General features: G+C 67.6%; 23 protein-coding genes. 15 read left to right on the top strand and 8 right to left on the bottom strand.

Translation table 11 applies throughout. The features are described from left to right. Window positions 1-76 precede the first annotated feature (76 nt). Entirely contained in the window at window positions 77-373 is a 297-nt protein-coding gene (locus ACX1DX_RS00005; RefSeq protein WP_459397214.1) for a chorismate mutase, read from the top strand. Between the two features lie 36 nt (window positions 374-409). On the opposite strand, the gene ACX1DX_RS00010 is transcribed toward ACX1DX_RS00005, so the two are convergent. Continuing rightward, window positions 410-790 carry a globin gene (locus ACX1DX_RS00010; protein ID WP_182764572.1) on the bottom strand — a complete coding sequence of 127 codons (381 nt, stop codon included), beginning with the start codon at window positions 788-790 and terminating at the stop codon, window positions 410-412. A 103-nt stretch (window positions 791-893) separates the two neighbouring features. On the opposite strand from ACX1DX_RS00010, the gene ACX1DX_RS00015 reads away from it, so the two are divergent. From ACX1DX_RS00015 to ACX1DX_RS00030, 4 genes are read left to right on the top strand one after another with little or no spacing between them, the layout of a single operon-like run. Then, window positions 894-1,064 (top strand): alpha/beta fold hydrolase, encoded by a 171-nt coding sequence (locus ACX1DX_RS00015; protein ID WP_459397215.1) that lies wholly within the window; start codon window positions 894-896, stop codon window positions 1,062-1,064. Between the two features lie 15 nt (window positions 1,065-1,079). After that, window positions 1,080-1,721 (top strand): TetR/AcrR family transcriptional regulator, encoded by a 642-nt coding sequence (locus tag ACX1DX_RS00020; RefSeq protein WP_459397216.1) that lies wholly within the window; start codon window positions 1,080-1,082, stop codon window positions 1,719-1,721. After that, window positions 1,718-2,602, top strand: a complete 885-nt coding sequence (locus ACX1DX_RS00025) for an ABC transporter ATP-binding protein (RefSeq protein ID WP_459397217.1) — start codon at window positions 1,718-1,720, stop codon at window positions 2,600-2,602. The genes ACX1DX_RS00020 and ACX1DX_RS00025 overlap by 4 nt, the downstream gene beginning before the upstream one ends. Further along, a complete protein-coding gene (locus ACX1DX_RS00030) occupies window positions 2,599-4,230 on the top strand; it encodes an efflux permease Rv1217c-related protein (RefSeq protein ID WP_459397218.1) in 1,632 nt (543 codons plus the stop codon). The genes ACX1DX_RS00025 and ACX1DX_RS00030 overlap by 4 nt, the downstream gene beginning before the upstream one ends. A gap of 333 nt (window positions 4,231-4,563) precedes the next feature. Here ACX1DX_RS00030 and ACX1DX_RS00035 read toward each other — a convergent pair whose 3' ends face one another. Then, window positions 4,564-4,872, bottom strand: a complete 309-nt coding sequence (locus tag ACX1DX_RS00035) for a hypothetical protein (protein WP_459397236.1) — start codon at window positions 4,870-4,872, stop codon at window positions 4,564-4,566. A 57-nt stretch (window positions 4,873-4,929) separates the two neighbouring features. Between ACX1DX_RS00035 and ACX1DX_RS00040 the strand changes: the two genes are divergently transcribed. Together ACX1DX_RS00040 and ACX1DX_RS00045 are read left to right on the top strand one after the other, a co-directional pair. Then, window positions 4,930-5,244 carry a hypothetical protein gene (locus tag ACX1DX_RS00040; RefSeq protein WP_459397237.1) on the top strand — a complete coding sequence of 105 codons (315 nt, stop codon included), beginning with the start codon at window positions 4,930-4,932 and terminating at the stop codon, window positions 5,242-5,244. Further along, entirely contained in the window at window positions 5,244-6,236 is a 993-nt protein-coding gene (locus ACX1DX_RS00045) for a hypothetical protein (protein WP_459397220.1), read from the top strand. The genes ACX1DX_RS00040 and ACX1DX_RS00045 overlap by 1 nt, the downstream gene beginning before the upstream one ends. Window positions 6,237-6,247: 11 nt before the next feature. On the opposite strand, the gene ACX1DX_RS00050 is transcribed toward ACX1DX_RS00045, so the two are convergent. Together ACX1DX_RS00050 and cysK are read right to left on the bottom strand one after the other, a co-directional pair. Then, entirely contained in the window at window positions 6,248-7,081 is an 834-nt protein-coding gene (locus ACX1DX_RS00050; RefSeq protein ID WP_459397221.1) for an NAD-dependent epimerase/dehydratase family protein, read from the bottom strand. A 69-nt stretch (window positions 7,082-7,150) separates the two neighbouring features. Further along, complete coding sequence (cysK, locus tag ACX1DX_RS00055) at window positions 7,151-8,080, bottom strand: cysteine synthase A (RefSeq protein WP_076059578.1); 930 nt, start codon at window positions 8,078-8,080, stop codon at window positions 7,151-7,153. A 179-nt stretch (window positions 8,081-8,259) separates the two neighbouring features. Between cysK and guaA the strand changes: the two genes are divergently transcribed. Further along, window positions 8,260-9,810, top strand: coding sequence for a glutamine-hydrolyzing GMP synthase (gene guaA / locus ACX1DX_RS00060; RefSeq protein ID WP_459397222.1), 1,551 nt, complete (start codon window positions 8,260-8,262; stop codon window positions 9,808-9,810). A gap of 46 nt (window positions 9,811-9,856) precedes the next feature. On the opposite strand, the gene ACX1DX_RS00065 is transcribed toward guaA, so the two are convergent. Genes ACX1DX_RS00065 through ACX1DX_RS00075 form a run of 3 tightly spaced genes read right to left on the bottom strand, consistent with a single transcriptional unit; the run spans window position 9,857 to window position 11,528 of the window. Beyond that, window positions 9,857-10,126, bottom strand: a complete 270-nt coding sequence (locus tag ACX1DX_RS00065; RefSeq protein WP_083665386.1) for a PspC domain-containing protein — start codon at window positions 10,124-10,126, stop codon at window positions 9,857-9,859. Next, a complete protein-coding gene (locus tag ACX1DX_RS00070) occupies window positions 10,123-10,320 on the bottom strand; it encodes a hypothetical protein (RefSeq protein WP_083665385.1) in 198 nt (65 codons plus the stop codon). Before ACX1DX_RS00070 ends, ACX1DX_RS00065 begins: the two co-directional genes overlap by 4 nt. Beyond that, the gene (locus ACX1DX_RS00075; protein ID WP_459397223.1) at window positions 10,317-11,528 is read right to left on the bottom strand and encodes a PspC domain-containing protein; all 1,212 of its coding nucleotides are present in this window, start codon (window positions 11,526-11,528) and stop codon (window positions 10,317-10,319) included. Before ACX1DX_RS00075 ends, ACX1DX_RS00070 begins: the two co-directional genes overlap by 4 nt. A gap of 113 nt (window positions 11,529-11,641) precedes the next feature. Between ACX1DX_RS00075 and ACX1DX_RS00080 the strand changes: the two genes are divergently transcribed. Next, entirely contained in the window at window positions 11,642-12,892 is a 1,251-nt protein-coding gene (locus ACX1DX_RS00080; RefSeq protein ID WP_459397224.1) for a PspC domain-containing protein, read from the top strand. After that, window positions 12,889-13,554, top strand: a complete 666-nt coding sequence (locus ACX1DX_RS00085) for a response regulator (RefSeq protein ID WP_076064146.1) — start codon at window positions 12,889-12,891, stop codon at window positions 13,552-13,554. The genes ACX1DX_RS00080 and ACX1DX_RS00085 overlap by 4 nt, the downstream gene beginning before the upstream one ends. 13 nt (window positions 13,555-13,567) lie before the next feature. On the opposite strand, the gene ACX1DX_RS00090 is transcribed toward ACX1DX_RS00085, so the two are convergent. Next, complete coding sequence (locus ACX1DX_RS00090; protein ID WP_459397225.1) at window positions 13,568-15,130, bottom strand: VWA domain-containing protein; 1,563 nt, start codon at window positions 15,128-15,130, stop codon at window positions 13,568-13,570. Window positions 15,131-15,342: 212 nt separating this feature from the next. Here ACX1DX_RS00090 and ACX1DX_RS00095 point away from each other — a divergent pair, with 212 nt between their 5' ends. The 5 genes from ACX1DX_RS00095 (at window position 15,343) to ACX1DX_RS00115 (ending at window position 18,982) form a co-directional block, all read left to right on the top strand. After that, entirely contained in the window at window positions 15,343-15,525 is a 183-nt protein-coding gene (locus ACX1DX_RS00095) for a Flp family type IVb pilin (protein WP_459397226.1), read from the top strand. A gap of 77 nt (window positions 15,526-15,602) precedes the next feature. Then, a complete protein-coding gene (locus ACX1DX_RS00100; protein ID WP_459397227.1) occupies window positions 15,603-15,977 on the top strand; it encodes a TadE family protein in 375 nt (124 codons plus the stop codon). Further along, on the top strand, window positions 15,965-16,990 hold the full coding sequence (locus ACX1DX_RS00105) for a pilus assembly protein TadG-related protein (RefSeq protein WP_459397228.1): 1,026 nt from the start codon (window positions 15,965-15,967) through the stop codon (window positions 16,988-16,990). The genes ACX1DX_RS00100 and ACX1DX_RS00105 overlap by 13 nt, the downstream gene beginning before the upstream one ends. A gap of 10 nt (window positions 16,991-17,000) precedes the next feature. After that, window positions 17,001-17,792, top strand: coding sequence for a CpaB family protein (locus ACX1DX_RS00110; RefSeq protein WP_459397229.1), 792 nt, complete (start codon window positions 17,001-17,003; stop codon window positions 17,790-17,792). Then, window positions 17,789-18,982, top strand: a complete 1,194-nt coding sequence (locus ACX1DX_RS00115) for a CpaE/TadZ family protein (protein ID WP_459397230.1) — start codon at window positions 17,789-17,791, stop codon at window positions 18,980-18,982. The genes ACX1DX_RS00110 and ACX1DX_RS00115 overlap by 4 nt, the downstream gene beginning before the upstream one ends. Window positions 18,983-19,102 lie beyond the last annotated feature (120 nt).

Raw genomic sequence — 19,102 nt, forward strand, 5'->3', positions numbered from 1 at the left:
TGGCGCTGACCGGTTACACGGACCTCAAGTCGTTCCAGCGCATCGAACTCATCCTGCTCTGACGATGGGGATCCCCATGGACGAAGCCCTCCACGAGCTGAAGCGCCTGCGCGGCAGCATCGACAACATGGACTCCGCCCTCATCCACCTGCTGGCTGAGCGTTTCAAGGTGACCCAGCGGGTGGGAGAGCTCAAGGCGAGCGCGGGGCTGCCGCCGGCAGACCCGGGCCGCGAGGCCCAACAGATCGCCCGGCTCCGTGCGCTCGCGGAGAGCGCGGAGCTGGATCCTGAGCTGGCGGAGAAGTTCCTGACGTTCATCGTCAGCGAGGTGGTGCGCCACCACGAGCGGATCGCCGCGGAGCAGGCAGACTGACGCCCTGAGCCGGCGGCCTCGGGGGAGGCTGCCGGGTCAGTCGTGGGCGTTGATCATGAACTCCGCCGCCCGCACCAGGTAGTCGCGCAGGGCGGCGTCGTCCTCCGGGGCGAGATCCAGCGTGTCGCAGGCGTTCATCATGTGGTGCACCCAGCGGTCGCGCTGCAGCGGGGTGACGGCGAACTCCAGGTGCCGCATCCGCAGCCTCGGGTGGCCGCGCTGCTCCTGGTAGGTCTTCGGGCCGCCCCAGTACTGCTCGAGGAACATCCTCAACCGGTCCTCCGCCGGGCCCAGGTCCGCTTCGGGGTAGAGCTCCCGCAGCGGGGCGTCATCGGCGACACCCTTGTAGAACTCGTGCACGAGTTGCTGGAAAGTCCCGTAGCCGCCCACGCGGTCGTAGAAGCTCTTGTCTGTCACGGACCCATTGTGTCAGGAGCCGGTGACGCACCCTCTACAGCAACCTGAACGCGGTGTCAGGATTGGCGGCAGCGGCCCACCCCCAACGACGAGGAGCCCTGCCATGAACGAACTGACCCCGCAGCGGATCCGGACCAACCGCCTCACCCAGAACGTGTGGACGGCAGGTCCGATGGACGGCACGCCGCTGCTGCTGGTGCACGGCAACCTCAGCAGCGGCGGCTTCTGGCGGTACGTCGTCGCTGGGCGACGCCTTGTACAAGCGTATAGGTAGTTATACGCTTGTATCGTGATTGATGACCGGACGACGAGTGCCAAACTGCGCGACGCGTGTATCGAGATCGTCGCGGAATCGGGGGTGAAGGCCGCGACCGCGCGCGCCGTCGCCGACCTGGCCGGTGTGTCGCTGGGTCTCATCCGCCACCACTTCGGCTCCATGGGGCAGCTCCTGCACGCCTGTGACCAACACGTCGCGGATCTCGTGCGCTACGGCAAAGAGGACGCCATCGCCCAGGGCGCCGGGTTCGACGCGCTGGCCGCGCTCCGGGCCACCGGCTCCGAGCACGTCATGGGCTACCTCGCCATGCGCCTCACCGACGATTCCGAGGGCATCAACCACCTCGTCGACGCGATGATCGACGACGCCGAGGGCTACCTCGACGCAGGCGTCCAGGCCGGGCTGCTCACACCCACCGACGATGAGCGCGCCCGGGCCGTCCTGCTGACGATGTTCGGGTTGGGCTCGCTCAGCCTGCACAACCACCTGAGCCGGCACTTCGGCATCGACCTGCGCAGCGCAGACCCCTCCACCCAGCCCGGCTTCGCGCGCTACCTGAGCGTCCACCTGGAGGTCTTCGGCGGCCTCCTGCAACCCGCGGTCCGTGAGCAGTACCTCGCGGCCATCGATCAACTGTCCGAGGAGGACGCATGATCCCCATCCAGACGCGGCAGCTCACCAAGCACTACGGGTCCTTCCCCGCGCTGGTGGACCTCGATCTCGACGTGCGGCAGGGGGAGGTCTTCGGTTTCCTCGGCCCGAACGGCGCCGGGAAGTCCACCACCATCCGCGTGCTGATGGGCGAGCTCAACGCGACGTCGGGCTCGGCCGCGGTGCTGGGTGCCGCCCCTCGCGAGGTGGCCCACCGCAACCGGCTGGGCTATCTCCCGGCGGACCTGGCGCTGTGGCCGGCGATGACAGGGCGGGACACCCTGAAGTTCTTCGCCAATCTCCGCGGGGGAGTCGACTGGCGCTACGTCGACCAACTCGTGGAGCGCCTCAAGGCCACCCTCGACAAGCGCGTCGGGGAACTCTCCAGCGGCAACCGGCAGAAGATCGGCCTGATCGCCACGTTCATGCACAAGCCCGAACTGCTGCTGCTCGACGAACCCAACGCCGGCCTCGACCCCCTCGTGCAGCACGAGTTCTGGGCCATGATGCGCGAGGTCGCCGACGACGGCCGCAGCGTCTTCCTGTCGTCGCACACCCTGTCAGAGGTGGAGCGCGTGGCGGACAGGGTGGGCATCATCCGTCAAGGTCGCCTCGTCGCGGTGGAGGAGGTCGCTGCGCTGCGCGCCATGCAGATGCGCCGTATCGAGCTGGATTTCGACGGCGAGCTCGAGGAGGGTTTCCTCCGCCGGATCGACGGCGTGCGCGACGTGGAACTGAGGCCGGGGCGCGCGGTCGTCGACTTCAACGGCGACATGTCCGCGCTGCTCGGGGCCGTCACCGGCCTCACCACCCTGCGCGACCTCCGCACCAACGATGCCGACCTCGAGGAGATCTTCCTGGCCTACTACAAGGACGCGAAGTGAGCACCGCGGTCCTCCGCAAGGGCCTGGCCGACGGGTGGCGGGGCCTGACGACCGCCGCCGCAGTCGTCGCCGCGATGCTGGTGTTCGGGCTGATCGTCTACCAGGACATCGACCTGAGCATCTACGAGGCGCTCCCGGAAGCCGTCCGCAGCGTGATGGGTGTCCCCGTGGAGGCGGACGCGTCCGTGCTCGCCTACAACGAGATGCTCGGGGCCATCGGCGCGATGGCACTGGCAGGCGTCGGCATCGCGATCGGGGCCCAGGCCGTGGCCGGCGAAGAGGGCAACCCGACGCTGCCCCTGGTGCTGGCCGCGCCCGTGTCGCGCACGGCCTACGCCCTGAGCAGGGCGGTGGCCATGGTGCTGCTCCTCGTGGCCGCGACGGTCGTGATCTGGGCGGCCGGCGCGCTGGCGCCGCTGGCCCTCGGCATCGACATCGGCCAATCCGATCTCGGTGCCCTCATGACCCACCTCGGGGCCAACACCGTGTTCCACGCGGCCGTCGCGTTCGCCGTCGGCGCGCTGACGGGCCGCAAGTCTCTGGCGGCCGCGATCGCAGCCGGGGTCATGGTGCTGGGGTGGCTCGGCGCGGGGCTGCTGCCCCTGTGGCGTGAGGGCTCGGCGGAGTGGGTGCCGTGGACCTGGTTCAACGGCTCGAAGCCGCTGGTCAACGGCGTCGACGGCGGACACCTCGCCCTACTGCTCGGTGGGACCGTGGTTCTGGTCGCGGTGGGGGTCCTCGGGTTCGCACGGCGTGAGATCCGCCTGCATGAGGGTGGCGCCTCGCTGAAGCAGCGGCTCCACGGGCTCCCGGTCGTCGGGAAACTGGTGCGCCCCACCGGTCGGGGCCAGTCCCTCCTGGGTCTGCGCTTCGCCTCACAGCGCACGCTGCTGATCACGGTGACGTTCATCATGGGCGCGCTGATGGGCCTCGTGATGGGCCCGTTGTACTCGTCGATGGAGGCTGACCTCAACCAGTTCGCCGCGAGCTTCCCCGAGGCGATGGTGGCGATGTTCGGCGGTGGCAACATGTCCACCCCCGCCGGGTTCCTCCACATCGAAACGATGGGCATGATGGCTCCCATCGCCGTGATCCTGCTGGCCACGGCAGCCGCCTCGGCCGGCATCGCGGGGGAGGAGCACGCCGGGCGGCTCGCGGGACTGCTCGCCACCCCCGTCTCGCGCTCCCGCGTCTACTGGACCACCGCTGCGGTCATGGCCGGCTACGTGCTGGTGGTCAGCGTCGGGCTGTTCCTCGGCCTGTGGGCGGGCAACGCGCTGGGCGGGCTCGAGGTGGAACTCGCCAACGTCGCGACCGCCTGCTTCCTGATGGCCTGCCTCGGATGGGCCTTCGGCGGCTTCGCGCTGCTGTTGTCCGCGGCCACGGGTCGCCCCGGCCTCGTCGTCTGGGGCACCACGGGCGTGGCCATCGTGACGTACTTCGGCTACACGCTGCTCATGGCGGCGGGCCGGGAGGAGTGGGGATGGTGGTCGCCGTTCCGCGCCTACCTGTACGGCGCCCCCATCGAGGTGGGCATGGCGTGGTGGCAGCCGACGTGGCTCCTGGTCGCCGCCGTCGCTTTGGTCCTGGCAGGGCTTCCCCTGTTCGCGCGCCGCGACCTCCGCTGACTTCTTCGCGCGCAAGGCTCTCGGCCATCGGTATCGTCGAGGAGTGGACATGGTGGAGATCTCCCTCGACTGCCCTGTTTCAGCGCTGGGCAGCCTCCTCCTCGTGGAGACGGAGGCCGGCCGGAGCATCATCCGCAGGACCTCCCAGGGCGGCACCCACACGCTCACCGCGTACCTGCCGGACGGCCGCAAGACAGACTTCGAGGGCGTGCGCGGGGAGCGCACCCTGAGGCAGGCCGTGGCCACCGTGTCGGCCGCCCGCCCGCTCCGGGCCTTCCAGGTGGAGGGCGGCGAGGTCACGGCCAAACTGCGGCCGGCGCAGACCTTCCTGTCCTACCTGCCGTGGGTGGTGGGGATCGCGCTGGCCGGACTGGGCGGCGTCGGCGACGCCTTCGGCCTCCTCCGCTTCGTGTTCCTCGCGCTCGGCATCACCATCATCATCGTCGCCCAGGACGCCTTCAAGAAGGGCCGCCGGTATCGCGACTGGTCCGTGGAGACCGGCGACGGCGACGTCAGGGCCATCGACTTCCCCTGCCGGCGCTGCCCGAGGAGATCGAGGTCGACGACGTCAAGGAGGAGTACGGACGGCTGCTCAGTGACATCGTCTACCGCATCGAGTTCCCCGCCCTCTTCGACCCCCACGAGCCCACGTCGAAGGAGTTCACCCTCGCACTGCTGCAATGGGACAACAACGACGGCGTGGCCGGCGATGACGAGCGGCGCGAGCTCGCCCGCCGCGTGCGGGCAACCTTCGCCGCCGCACGGGCGAACGCCGAGCGGATCGGGATGGCGCACCTGCCGCAGGCGGCCCAGTTCCGAGCGACCACGGCGCTCAAGGCCGCCAGGCTCGCCGTCGATGAAGCGGCACCCGCGCCGGAGCGGGAGACCGCGCTCCGCCGCGCCGTCGAGATCCTGGACGAGTTGGCGCTCTACTACCTGCCGACAGGGTCAGAGGCGCGCCGGGCGATCACGGGCAGCACGCCGCCGCAACTCCCCGGAAGGCGGGCCTCCTGATGTACGCCACCTGGCAACAGGTCCCGCCCGACACCACGTGGGACGGCTTCGCGCCCGGCGCGGTGCTGCTCTACAACGACGACGAGGCCGTCGTCGTCGACGCGCGGCGGGGACAGAAAGAGAAGATCAAGCTGCGCATCCAGCGGCCCAACGGCGAGCGGTTCGAGCGTGACGTGAAGCCCGGCGAGTCCCTGGGCGCCCAGGCGACCTCCCTCCTGGAGGGCCCCGGTGCCCGGGCGATGGTGCTGCCTGCCGTGATCTGGCACGAGGACCAGCTGTTCTCGCCGCGCAACATCGCCGCCCTGCTGGCCAGCGCCCTCGTGACCACCGTGTTCATGGTCCTGACCAGCCTGAACTCGAACCCGATGTCGTTTCTGTACCTGTCGTTCATGATCGCCGGCGCGGCCGCCATGGGCGTGCGGCGGCTCTGGAAGGGCGGCCGGCTCACCTTCCTTGCGCCGGACCGTCTGGGCCTGACGACGGGGACGATTCACGCCTATGCGCTGACGCGCGAGGCGGGCAAGTTGTGGGTTCCGCCGACGCCCGGCTCGGACCGGCGCGGCCTCGCCTACCAACGCGTCGACGCGATCCGCGACGCCTACCTGGGCCTGCGCGGCGACATCGCATACCGCATCGAGTCGCCGGCGCTCTTCGACCCGAAGGTGCCGGCCACGGCCGAGTTTGAGGCGGCGTTGGTGGCGTTCGACGACGTCACGGATCTCACCTCCACCGACGAACTGGACGAACGCGCCACCGAGGTGGAACTGACGTTCAACGTGGCGCAGGCCAACGCCGAACGTCTGGGACTCAGCCATTTCCCGGAACACGCCCGCGCGGATGCGCGCCGCGCGGGCAAGGCTGCCAGGCTCGCCGCCGGAGCCACCACGGAGGGGGAACGCCAGGCATCGCTCGCGCAGGTCAAGCGCATCCTCGACTCGCTGGCGCTGTACTACCTCCCCGCCGTCGACGAGAAGCTGGCCATCGAGAAGTAGCCGCCGATGGCTCAGGCCACGACGTCGCGCCAAGAGTGCCGCGGACGCCACCCCAGCTTCTCGGCGGCGGCCCGGTTGCTGAGCAACGTGCCGAACTCCGCCACCTCGTCCGGCACCGTCAGGTCCGGGTGGATCGCCTTGAGGGCGTCGCGCGTGGGCATGTCGAGGATGATGTCGTCGGCGGCGATCACGAAGGAGTGCGCGCCCGTGAGGTCCGCGGTGAGCGCGTCCTCACAGGACTGGGCGACGTCGCGGGCGTCGACGTAGCCGAACAGGTTCCAGCGGCGCGCCTCAGGATCCTTCGCGAACGACGGCTGCATGGCGTAGTCGTCCACCGTGAAGATGTTCGACAACCGCAGCGCGATCACCGGGATGCCCGCCCACCGGGCGACCTCGGCGCCCATCGTCTCCGTCATCACCTTGCTGAGCGAGTACGTCGAGTTCGGCAGCGGGTAGTGGTCCTCGTCAACGGGGACATAGCGCACCTCGTCGAACGGCAGCCCGAGGGTGGTTTCGCTGGAGGCCCACACGATGCGCTTCAGCCGCAGCTTCCAGGCCGCCATGAACACGTTGGTGTTCATCAGCAGGTTCTGGTTGAGCGTGTGGGTGTCGGTGTGGATGTTGTCTGCCGGGATGTTGGCCAGGTGGATGACCGCGTCGGCGTCGACGAGGAGGTCCATGGCCTCACCCACCTGCGTCAGGTCCGCCTTGAAGAAGCGGCCGTCGTACCAGGAGGGGCGCGGTGCGAGATCCGTGGCCACGATGTCGTGGTCGGTGTTGTCGGTGAAGTGGCGCAGGGTGGCCTGCCCGGCCTTGCCGCTGGCCCCCGTGATGACGATTCTCATGCCTTCAGACTAGGGCGGCCGCCGCCGACAGGCAGCGGCCGCCCTCGTCTCAAGCGGATAGTTGGTCGATCAGTTGTCGATCAGGCCCTCGAACAGGACGGTGGAGAGGTAGCGCTCGCCGAACGACGGGACGATGACCACGATGGTCTTGCCGGCATTCTCCGGGCGGGCTGCAACCTCGGCTGCGGCCGACAGTGCGGCGCCGGAGGACAGGCCGACCAGGAGGCCCTCCTCGCGTGCGGCTCGGCGGGCGAAGTCGACGGCCTGGTCGATGTTGCGGGGCAGGACCTCGTCGATGACGGAACGGTCCAGGATCTCGGGGATGAAGTTGGCGCCGATGCCCTGGATCTTGTGCGGGCCGGGCTGGCCGCCGGAGAGGATCGCTGATTCCTGCGGTTCCACGGCGACGATCTGGACGCTGGGCTTGCGCTCCTTCAGGACCTGGCCGACACCGGAGATGGTGCCGCCGGTGCCGATTCCCGCCACGACGATGTCTACGGCGCCGTCGGTGTCGTTCCAGATCTCCTCGGCGGTGGTGGTGCGGTGGATCTCCACGTTGGCGGGGTTGGCGAACTGGCGGGCGAGGATGCCGCCGCGCTCGGCCGCGATCTCCTCGGCGCGCTCGACGGCGCCGCGCATGCCGGCGGGGCCGGGGGTCAGCACGAGCTCGGCACCGTAGGCGCGCAGCAGTGCGCGGCGCTCCAGCGACATGGTCTCGGGCATGGTCAGGACCACCTTGTAGCCGCGGGCGGCGCCCACCATGGCAAGAGCGATACCGGTGTTGCCCGAGGTGCCCTCGACGATGGTGCCGCCGGGCTGCAGTTCGCCGGAAGCCTCAGCTGCGTCGACGATGGCCACGCCGATGCGGTCCTTGACGGAGTTGGCGGGGTTGTAGAACTCGAGCTTCGCGGCGACGATGGCGTTGTCGCCGGCGACCCGGTTCAGCTTCACGAGGGGGGTGCGACCGACGAGGGCCGTGACGTCAGAGTAAATGCTCATGCCACCGCCAACCGCGCTGACAGGGGGATTATTCCCCGGCGCGGGAATTCGGCTCCACGAATTTTTCCAGGGCACGGCTGACGTGCCTCGATCCCGACGAGCTGGCGACGTGTCCAGGGTCGGTGAGCGAGGCTCTCCCCGTTAGGGCGGAGCCGCCCCGCGACATTAGACTCCTCACCATGACTGCCCACGAGAAGGTGCTGGTCGTCGACTTCGGCGCCCAGTACGCCCAACTGATCGCGCGCCGTGTGCGCGAGGCCAATGTGTACTCGGAGATCGTCAGCCACAGGCTGAGCGTCGAGGAGATGATGGCCCAGAAGCCCGCCGCGATCATCCTCTCCGGTGGACCGTCCTCGGTGTACGCCGACGACGCGCCCTCTGTTGATCCCGGCATCTTCAGCGCAGGGGTCCCGGTCCTGGGCATCTGCTACGGCTTCCAGGCGATGGCGCAGGCCCTCGGCGGCACGGTCGCGAAGACCGGCCAGCGCGAGTACGGCCGCACGTCCCTGTCGATAGCCGAGGGTGGCTGCCTGCTCGGCTCGCTGCCCAACACCCTCAACGTCTGGATGTCGCACGGCGACTCCGTCAGCAAGGCCCCCAAGGGATTCAAGGTCCTCGCCCGTACCGCTGGCGCCCCGGTGGCGGCGTTCGAGGACAGGGAGCGCGGGCTCGCCGGCGTGCAGTGGCACCCCGAGGTCAACCACACCCAGTGGGGCCAGCAGGTCATTGAACACTTCCTGTTCAACATCGCCAAGCTGACTGCCGACTGGACCCCGGAGAACATGGTCATGGAGTCCATCAACGCGGTCCGCAGCCAGGTGGGCGACAAGCATGTCCTCTGCGCGCTGTCCGGCGGCGTCGACTCCGCCGTCGCCGCCGCGCTCGTGCAGCAGGCCATCGGCTCGCAGCTCACGTGCGTGTTCGTCGACCACGGCCTCCTGCGTGAGGGCGAGGTGGAGCAGGTCCGCACGGACTTCGTGGCGGCCACCGGCGTGGACCTCGTCTTCGCCGACGAGCGTGAGCGCTTCCTCACCGCGCTGGCAGGCGTCAGCGATCCGGAGGAGAAGCGCAAGATCATCGGCCGCGAGTTCATCCGCACCTTCGAGGAGAAGGCGCGAGAGATCGCGGGCGACCGTGGCATCGACTTCCTCGTCCAGGGCACGCTGTACCCGGACGTCGTCGAGTCCGGCGGCGGCGAGGGCGCGGCCAACATCAAGAGCCACCACAACGTCGGCGGCCTGCCAGACGACCTGCAGTTCACGCTGATCGAGCCGCTGCGCCAGATGTTCAAGGACGAGGTGCGCGCCGTGGGCGAGCAGCTCGGCCTTCCTGAGGCCATGGTGTGGCGCCATCCGTTCCCCGGCCCCGGCCTGGCCATCCGCATCGTCGGCGAGATCACCGAGGACCGCCTCGCGATCCTCCGCCAGGCTGACGCCATCGCGCGGGAGGAACTGGCCAACGCCAAGCTGGAGCGCGAGATCTGGCAGTTCCCCGTCGTGCTGCTGGCCGATGTCCGCTCGGTGGGCGTGCAGGGCGACGGCCGCACCTACGGCCACCCCATCGTGCTGCGCCCGGTCGTGTCCGACGACGCGATGACGGCAGACTGGGCCCGTCTGCCCTACGAGCTGCTGGAGAAGATCTCCAGCCGCATCACCAACGAATGCCCTGAGGTCAACCGCGTGGCGCTCGACATCACGAGCAAGCCGCCGGGCACCATCGAGTGGGAGTGACGAAAACCCCCAAGCTGCGTTGCAGCTTGGGGGTTTTCCTGTGCGGTCAGATGTCGTAGTTGGGTCCCTTGGGGCCCTGGTTCTTCCGGTCGTCGTACCAGGTGCGTGCCTTGTCGAACCCCTCCTCGGCGATGGTGCCGCCGTCTTCGCGGGGGATCACCGCCCACAGGATGAGGTACACGAGCAGGCCGCTGCCGGCGAAGATCGAGATGAGGATGAAGGCGACGCGCACCATGGTGACGTCGACGTTGATGGCCTTGGCGACGCCGGCGGCGACGCCACCGATCATGCCGTTACGGGAGCGGGTGAGTTTCATGATTGTTCCTTCCGGTGGGTGGTGCGGCCACGTGTTGCGAGGAGCCCGATCGTGCCTGCTGCGGCCAGGGTGACGGCGAGGATGGGCTGAATGAGGGGTGAGGCGATGTGCCCCGCGAGGAGGAGTACGACGGCGAAGCCGACGGCCACGAGGCCGATGGCCAGGGCGGCGATGTCGAGCGATGGGCGGTTCATGCGGACTCCTTGATGAGCACGTCGGACAGTTGGGCATGGACGTCGATGTGGAGACCCCCGGTCGCCGTGCCACCGTCTGCGGGGCTTCCCGGTGCCATGGTGACGTCGGCCAGCCACGAGGTGGTGGTCATCTCCTCGACGGGCCCGGGCAGGATCAGCTCGACGTCGGAGGCGATCACCTCGACCCGCAGTACCGTCCGGTCTTCGAGCTCCACGCCGCTCAGGTCCACGACGCCCTCCCTGCCCACGAGCCGCACCACGTGGGTGTCCTCGGCGGGGGCAAGGGCGGGGCCGACGGCGGTCTGGGTGGCGAGCCACCCCGTCGCGACGATCGAGGCGGCCAGAGCGGCCAGCACCACGCGGGGGATCCGGCGGTCGCGGGCGGCCAGGGCGCAGATCACGGTGACCACGCCGCCGGTGGCGGTGGTCGCGGCGAGCGTGGTGCTCAGGTCGAAGCCGAGTAGCCCGGCCGAGACGAACGACGCTGCCATCATCGCCACGATGACCGCGACGCCCATCCACCAACCGTTCTTGGCCTGCGGCACCAGGATGCGCGGCGCCGGCGGCTCCTCCGGGGCGTAGAGGTCGACGGTGGGCAACTGCCGCGACGGCACCGCCGCGCGATGCGAGCCCACTGCCTCGTTGATGCTGCGGCGCCAGTGCTCGACCAGGGTCTGGTCGTCGAGCGGGGCGACGGTGGGCGCGGCCGGGGGGAAGAGGCGGGGGGCGCCGGGGACGTAGCGGGTCGATCCCGCGGCGGAGGGGCCGGAGGGCGGGTAGTGGGCCGGCGGGAACGCTCCGGAGTTCCGCGCGCGACGGCGAACCAGCACCAGCGCGATGAGCACCAGGACGCCGGCGCCCCAGGGGAGGGGGAGGGCGGCGTCGAGGGTGGCCACCACGATGATGGTGGAGATCACTACGGCGGCCTTCTGCATCAAGGGGGACCAGTCCCGGAAGCCGGGCAGCACCTGGTCGATGGGGCGGGTGCCCTGCGGGCCGCGGGTCAGGACGGTGCCCCAGCCGTAGAGTGCCAGGCCGAGGCCGGCGCAGAAGGCGAGCACGATGAACACGACGCGCACGAGGACCACGTCGACGCCCAGACGCTCGGCGATGGCGCGGCTGAGGCCGGTGGAGACGCCGGCGGCCTCCGGGCGCTGCAGGGCGCCGAGGCTCGGGTCGAACCAGCCGAGGTCGAGTTCTGTGGTCATGGCTCCAGTCTGCTCTCGCCTGGGCCGAAAGAGCATCGGGTGAGCCCCTGAAGCGCCCCTGGAAACGGCTCTCCGGTCTGGCCTGAGGGGGATGCCCGTGACAATCTGGGGTCATGACTCAGCTACCGGTGGTGCCCAACGCGCCCACGCGCGCGCCGCTGCAACGCCGCGTCGAGTCCGGGGTGATCGCCGGTGTCGCCGCTGGTCTCGCCGCCCACCTGGGCGTCAACGTGCGCATGGTGCGGTTGGCCTTCGTGATCGCCGCCCTGCTCTCCGGCCTGGGTCTGCTCGCCTACGGCGCCATGTGGGTGCTGCTGCCGAGCGGCAGGTTGGAGGAGGCCGCGGGCCTCGAGGCCGCCACCCGACGCGGCATGCGCCCCACGCTGCTGCCCGCCTCGCGCCCGGACCACGGTGTGCTGGTGGCCGGGGGCCTGGTGGTCGTCGGCCTGCTGTGGCTTTTCGTCTCGGGCGGTGTGGTCCCGACGGCGCTGTTCTGGCCGATGGTGATCGGTGGTGTGGGCATCATCGTGATCTGGCTGCAGGTCGACGAGCGCGTGGCCACCACCCGCAGCACCGACACGCGGTTGTGGGCCCGCGTCACCCGCGGCGGCGGCACGATGAGCATCGTGCGCCTGGTCGGCGGGCTGGTGCTCGTGGGCGCCGGCATCTCGTGGACGCTGGCCACGCAGATCGGCCTGGCCCAACTCCCAGGGGTGCTCGGCGCCTCCGCGCTGCTCCTGGCCGGCCTGTTCATCGTGGCGGCCCCGTGGCTGTACCAGCACCGCAACCGGGTGCGTCGTGCCGACGCGGAGCGCCACCGCGCCGAGGCGCGCGCCGACATGGCTGCGCACCTGCATGATTCCGTCCTCCAGACGCTTGCCCTCATCCAGCGGCAGGCCGACGATTCCGCCACCGTCGCCCAACTGGCCCGCCGTCAGGAGCGTGAACTGCGCACCTGGCTCTACGGCGAGACGGCCCGGGCCGCGTCGCTGCGTTCCGCCCTGCAGGAGATGGCCACCGACGTGGAGGGCCGGTTCCCCGTCGACGTCGAACTGGTCTGTGTGGGTGACGCCACCGTCGACGACAAGGTGGAGGCCCTCATCCTCGCCACCGGTGAAGCCGTCACGAATGCGGCCAAGCATTCGGGCGCGTCACGCGTCGACGTGTATGCCGAAGTGGACGATGGACAGATCGAGGTGTTCATTCGGGACCGTGGCAAGGGGTTCGATACCGAGCAATTGCCCGACGGACGCATGGGCGTGAGAGAATCGATCCGGGCTCGCATGGAACGTTACGGGGGTAGCGCGACGATCCGCTCGGAGCTCGGGGACGGCACTGAAGTGAAACTGGAGATGAGCGGATGAGTGAGGATCAGGCCCATGATGTGGCCGGGTTGCGGGTTGTCATAGTTGATGACCACGCGATGTTCCGGGCGGGCGTCAACCACGAGATCGGCCAGCACGTCACCATCGTGGGTGAGGGTGAGGACGTCGAGACCGCGGTGAAGGCAATCCTCGAGACTGAACCCGACGTCGTGCTGCTCGACGTGCACCTCCCCGGTGGAGGCGGTGCTGAAGTGATCAAGCAGGTGCTGCCCACGAAGCCGGATGTGAAGTTCCTCGCGCTGTCGGTTTCCGACGCGGCGCAGGACGTGATCGGCGTCATCCGCGCCGGCGCCCGCGGCTACGTGACCAAGTCGATCAGCTCGGAGGAACTGATCGAGGGGATGGCGCGCGTGGCCGCCGGTGACGCGGTGTTCTCCCCGCGGCTGGCGGGCTTCGTGCTGGACGCCTTCAGCGGCGCCATCGACATCGCGCAGGTGGACGAGGAACTGGACAAGCTGAGCGCCCGCGAGCGCGAGGTGATGAAGCTCATCGCCCGCGGCTACTCCTACAAGGAGGTCGCGAAGGAGCTGTTCATCTCGATCAAGACGGTGGAGACCCACGTGTCGTCGGTGCTGCGGAAGCTGCAGCTGTCGAACCGGCACCAGCTCACGAAGTGGGCCACCGACCGCCACCTGGTCTAGCCTCTCCCGCTGTTCAGCTGATCTTCGCCAACACCCGGCTTCGGGTGCCGGTGTAGACGAGTTCGTACTCGCCCACGCGAACGCTTTCGCCGTCGGCCAGCTTGGCCTTGACCGCCTTCTCGCCGTCAACGGAGGCCTTCACGATCACCTGTTCGCGCTTGCCGGCCGCCGACGCCGCACCGGAGGGTCCCATCCCCGGCTCCGGGGGAGTCAACGTCACAGACCTTCCGGTGAGCAGCAGTTCCTGCACCAGTTGCCCGTCGCGCAGCACGGTGAGGGCTCCCTCGAGCTTGGGGCGGCTGAGGTAGAAGAGCGCCGCCAGGGCTAGGAGGACGAGCACCGCGCCGCCGATGATGAGCGGGAGCGGATCGAGTTCAGCCTGCTCAGTCTCGGCCGGAGGGGGTGCCAGTGGGGTGGGGGAGGGACTCGGCTGTGGTGTCTCTCCGGCGACTGCGTCTTCTGACGCGGCGGGCACCGGCTCGTCGACCAGCTGGAGCGGGGCGGCCGTCAGGGCCAGTTCCACGGGGGTCCGCAGCTCCGTGCGCACCACCTCGCTCCAGGAGCTGTCCGCCACGGCAGTGACGAGGAGGTCGGATTGGCTGCCGTCCCACTCGCCGACGGTCAAGGTCAAGGGAAGGTCGACGGTTTGGCCGGGGGCCAGAACCACTTCGTCCGGCAGCCCTTCGACGGTGACCGGAGCTGAGCCGGTAACTTCCGCCGCGAGGCCCGTGAGGTGGGTGGGCAGGAGGCCGTAGGTGGACGAGACCTGCAGAGTTGTGGCGTGCTCGCCGGAGCCGAGGGCCTTGGTGTCAGTGAATTTCGCCGTGAGGGCGCCGGCCTCCAGGTCGGGATCCAGCTTCTGCTTGGCCTGGAATGTGAGCAGCTGCATGCGCAGGTCGCTCAGCACGTCGGCGAACTGGGCGACGGGGATCTCCTGCGTATCCGGGAACACCCCGGTCATCAGGCCGGCGTCGGTTTCTTCTCCCACTGACAGGGCGTAGGTGGCGATGTCCCTGCCGCTCAGGGCCGCGGCCCGCGCCTTGAGGTCTACCCACCCCTCGGAGGTGGGCTCAGCGAACGGCGAGTCCGGCTTGGTGTCGAGGTCGCCGTCGGTGATGAGGACCAGAGCGCCGGCAGCCTTGGCGTCGGGGCGTTCAAGCTCCTCAAGGCCAAGTTCGAGGCCGGCGCCGATGTCGGTCTGATCACCGGATGGCTGCGCGGGGAGTTCGTTCAGCACTGCCTGGGGGTCGTCTCCGCGGGGTCCGCGGTAGGCGACTCGTGCGCCGTCGTCGAAGGTGATGAGCGCCACGTGGTCGGTGGGCTGCAACTGCGTGAGCGTCACGCCCAGCGCTTCAGCGACCCTGGCGTAGCGTTCTTCCGCCCGCATCGACAGCGACGTGTCGACGACGATCACGTAGTCGGATTCCTGTGGACGGACCTGGAGGGCCTCGAGGATGTCGTCGATGGTTGCGGCCGGCGGCGCGGCGAACGCCGCCCCGATTTGTGCCGAACAAAGCAACAAACTTACGAGCACGGCTGACAGACGTCGCATGGTGCCCTCCCCCCAGATGGTCACGTGCTACCCACCCTAGCGTCACGCGCCGGTGGGCAGGTAGTGGGATCAGCATGCACTCCTCTATCATGCCCAAGGTTCAGTTTGGATGTTTGGACTCGCACTTTCCCGCAAATCATGTATTGTCCTGCTTGCGACCCGTTGGGGGACGGGTCGCCCGAAGTCCGTCAGTTGTGCCGGGTCGGGAAATCTTCCCCCGTCGAAAGGAAGACATCATGCTTCAGCTTCTCCCGGTGCTCCAGTACCGCATCGCCCGCCTGACCAAGTCTGAAAAGGGCGCCACGGCAGTCGAGTACGGCATCATGGTCGCCGCCATCGCAGCAGTCATCGTGGCGGTTGTGTTTTTGCTCGGAAAAGAAATCCTGGCAGCCTTCAACACTGTCCTAGCCCAGTTCTGACCTTGGCTCTCAGAGGGTCGGTGGTGGCTCGGCCTCCCCGGCCCCCTGAGAATCGACACAGTGGATTCAGGGGGGCGATGAAGCGGGCAAGTGAGGAAAGCGGAGCGGCTGCGGTGGAGTTCGCACTCGTCTCAATGCTGTTAGTGGCTCTGCTCATGGGCATCCTGGAGTTCGGATATGCCTTTTTCGTCCGTGGCACTATTGCTGGCGCGGCGCGTGAGGGCGCGCGGGTCTATGCGATTGGCGGGAACGCATCCGAGGCGCGCGACGCCGCGGTGCAGGCGGGCGCGGCCGTGGGGGTGACGTCCTCTATGTTCAGCATCGAACAGTCATGCGGCGGTCCCGCAACGGCAGCAAGTGTGAAAATCCGTTATGTCTACCCCGGGCTCACGGGCTTCTTCTTGGACAACATCACGCTTGAGGGACAGGGATCCATGCGATGCAACGGGTAAGGCTGACCGAGGAACGTGGCGCGACTGCGATCGTCGTCGGGATCATGTTGGTAGTCCTTGTCGGATTCGGAGCGCTAGCAGTTGACGTCGGTGCTCTCTGGCTGGATAAAAAAGAACTTCAGAATGGCGCAGACGCCGGAGCCTTAGCTATAGCACAGGCTTGTGCGGCTGGCGAAGTCAATTGCGACGACAACCTCGGGACGGCACGCCAGTACAAGGCAGACAACCGCACTGTGTCCATTGATCCGAGCGTCGACGTTGAAGTGAGGCTCGATAAGGCGGCTGGTCGCGTTGAGGTGCAGCTTTTCGACACGCGGGAGGCGATCCTCTCTGGAGTCTTAGGTGTGAAACAAACCACGGTGGACGCCACGGCTGTCGCCCGCTGGTCAGGCTCACCTTCGAGCCTCACCACTATTCCGTTCGCGGTCAGTTTCTGCCAGTTCCGTTGGCAGAACTCGACCTCGAGCAGCTTCGAAGGGCTTCCGGAAGCGGGCGATCCAGTCCAGATCCAGTTCAAGAGCCAATGGAAGGATTTCCCCCTGGAGCCTTCAGACGAACTGACCTGTATGGACAATGCGGCGCACAACGAGGCGGGTGGAGGCTTTGGCTATCTGAAAACCTCAAGTTCCGCGTGCGAAGTCACGACGTCAGCCGGCTCATGGGTCAACAGCTCGCCGGGCAACAACTTTGATGGCGGATGTACCCGGGCGGAAATCGAGAAGATTTTGGGTGCCGCGCCCGGCAAGACTGTGCTGATACCCATCTTTGACGACACGAATCGACAGAATGGCGATAAGGCACAATTCCATTTGAGCGGGTACGCCGCCATGGAGATCGAGGCCTACTGCGTCTCGCCCAGCACCGGTGGCCCATTTGCCATGCCGACCCAAGCTTGCGGCGGTCAGGGATGGATCAAGGGAACCTTCGTCGGCTTTGCAACGCTGGGTGACGTCGCTGCTACAGGGCCCTCCACGAGCTACGGAGTGACGAGCGTCCGGCTCGCCCTCAAGTGAGATAGGCAGAATGAACCGTCGTGTTATCTTCGGGGCGCTAGCCCTTGTCCTTGCTCTTGTGGGCGGTGGCTTGCTCCTCGTTTATGTCCAGGGCGCTGATCAACGTGCACTGGATTCGCTCGACCCGCAGCCCGTGTTGGTAGTTGTGCAGGACGTACCTGCCGGTTTGAGCGTCAGCGAACTTTCCGAATATGTGGAAGTCCGAGACATCCCGGCTAATGCGGTCGTCGCAGGATCCTTTCGAGCCGTGGACGACTTGCCCAAGGACCAGATAGCCTTGACCTCACTTAAAGTTGGAGAACAGGTGCTTGCCTCCCGCTTCGTGGCCCGAGACGACAACGAGGTGGCGGCCTCGGTACCGATTCCTGAAGGTCTCCAGTTGATCTCCGTTCAGCTCTCACCCGAGCGAGTGGCCGGGGCACAACTGAACGCTGGTGACAAGGTGGGCATCTTCGCGTCGATGGAGGTTGAGGTTGAAGGCGTCGTTTCGCCGACGCCTGCGGCTTCGCCGACAACCGATGGCGAGAAGGACGAGCGCTCCCTTACTGGACTCATCGCGAACGATGTATTGGTGGCGCGTGTTCAAGGGGCCCCCGCTTCAGCTCAACCCTCTGGCGACGCCACAGCCGGCAGCGAGACGCTGCCAGGCTCCGAGGTCATCGTGACGCTAGCAGTTGACGCGCCTCTGGCCGGAAAGATCATCTTCACGAAGGAGTACGGGGCGCTCTGGCTCACCCGCCAAACCCCGGCCACGGACTTCTCCAAGATCGGCGTTGTCGGAGCGTGGACGGTGTTCGAATGATCCAGCTGCTTCTGAGTACTTCTGACGACTCACTCGAGGAACGTTTGCATCAGGCCATTGGGGACGGCTTCACCAGAGTTCCCCCACCGCAGATCTCTGAGGGTGACAATGCGGTCGTGGCATTGTTCGGTAGGGCGGCCATCCCAGACGTGGTGGTACTCGATGCCACGGGGATGGAAGAGGTGGTTGTCCGAGTCGCGTCCGATCTCGCACAACAAACTGATGTGTTGCTTGTTCACTCAGACCCGGCTCTGATCGGGCTGGCCGCAGTCAGGGCTGGGGTCCGGGATGTCCTTCCATTGACTGCTGAGCCTCACGAGCTTCGCGCGGCGCTGGACAGGGCGGCGGACCGCGTGTTCGCCGCGCGTGGAACCCAGGCCATGCCCGGGATGCTGCCGCCCCCAACCAGCGACCAGAGTCCCAGAGGGATCGTCGTGACAGTCACTTCACCCAAGGGCGGGGTCGGCAAGACGACTGTAGCCACGAACCTCGCGGTAGGCCTAGCTCAACGGTTTCCACAGCAGGTGGTTCTGATCGACGCAGATGTACATTTCGGGGACGTCGCCAGCGCCCTCAACCTGCAGGCACAGCATTCCCTCCCAGACATCGCCAGGGGACCGGCCGCCAGAGACAGCATCGCCGTGAAGAGCTATGTGACCCAGCACGTCACGGGCCTATTCGTGGTACCCGGTTCAGACTCGCCAGCCGACGCAGACACTGTTACTGGCGATGATCTGGCGCAGCTCGTATCCCTCCTTCGGGGTCAGTTCGCCTACGTGGTGATCGACACCGCGCCCGGCCTGACAGACCACACACTCGCCGCGCTGGATCACACAGACCATCTGGTGTTGGTGACCAGCCTCGACGTGCCCGGCGTCCGTGGCCTGCGCAAGGAAATCGACACTCTCAACGATCTCAAAATGGTGGTCGGCCGACGCACCATCGTCGTCAACTTCAACGAGCGGTCCCGGGGCATGACGATTCCCGATGTCGAGGCCACTATCCGTGCAGGCGTTGATCTCGCCCTGCCCCAGTCCAACGCAGTCCCGTTGTCGACCAACCAGGGAATTCCTCTGCTGCAAAGCAGCAACCGCGACCCGGTGAGCCGGGGCCTGGGCGCGCTGGTTGAAATGGTGGCGCCGATTTTTCGACCCAGCACCAAGGGGATGCTGTTCCGGAGGAAGCAATGAACCTCAGGCAGCGCTTGGAGGAGGCGCAGAAGGCGGCCGGTGGACCTCCGACTCCAAGTGCTTGGGTTCCCCCCGACGCAGGCGCTCAGAGCCCGTGGGGTCGTTCGGAGCCCCAGCCAG

It is taken from the genome of Tessaracoccus zhenghani (assembly GCF_054552775.1).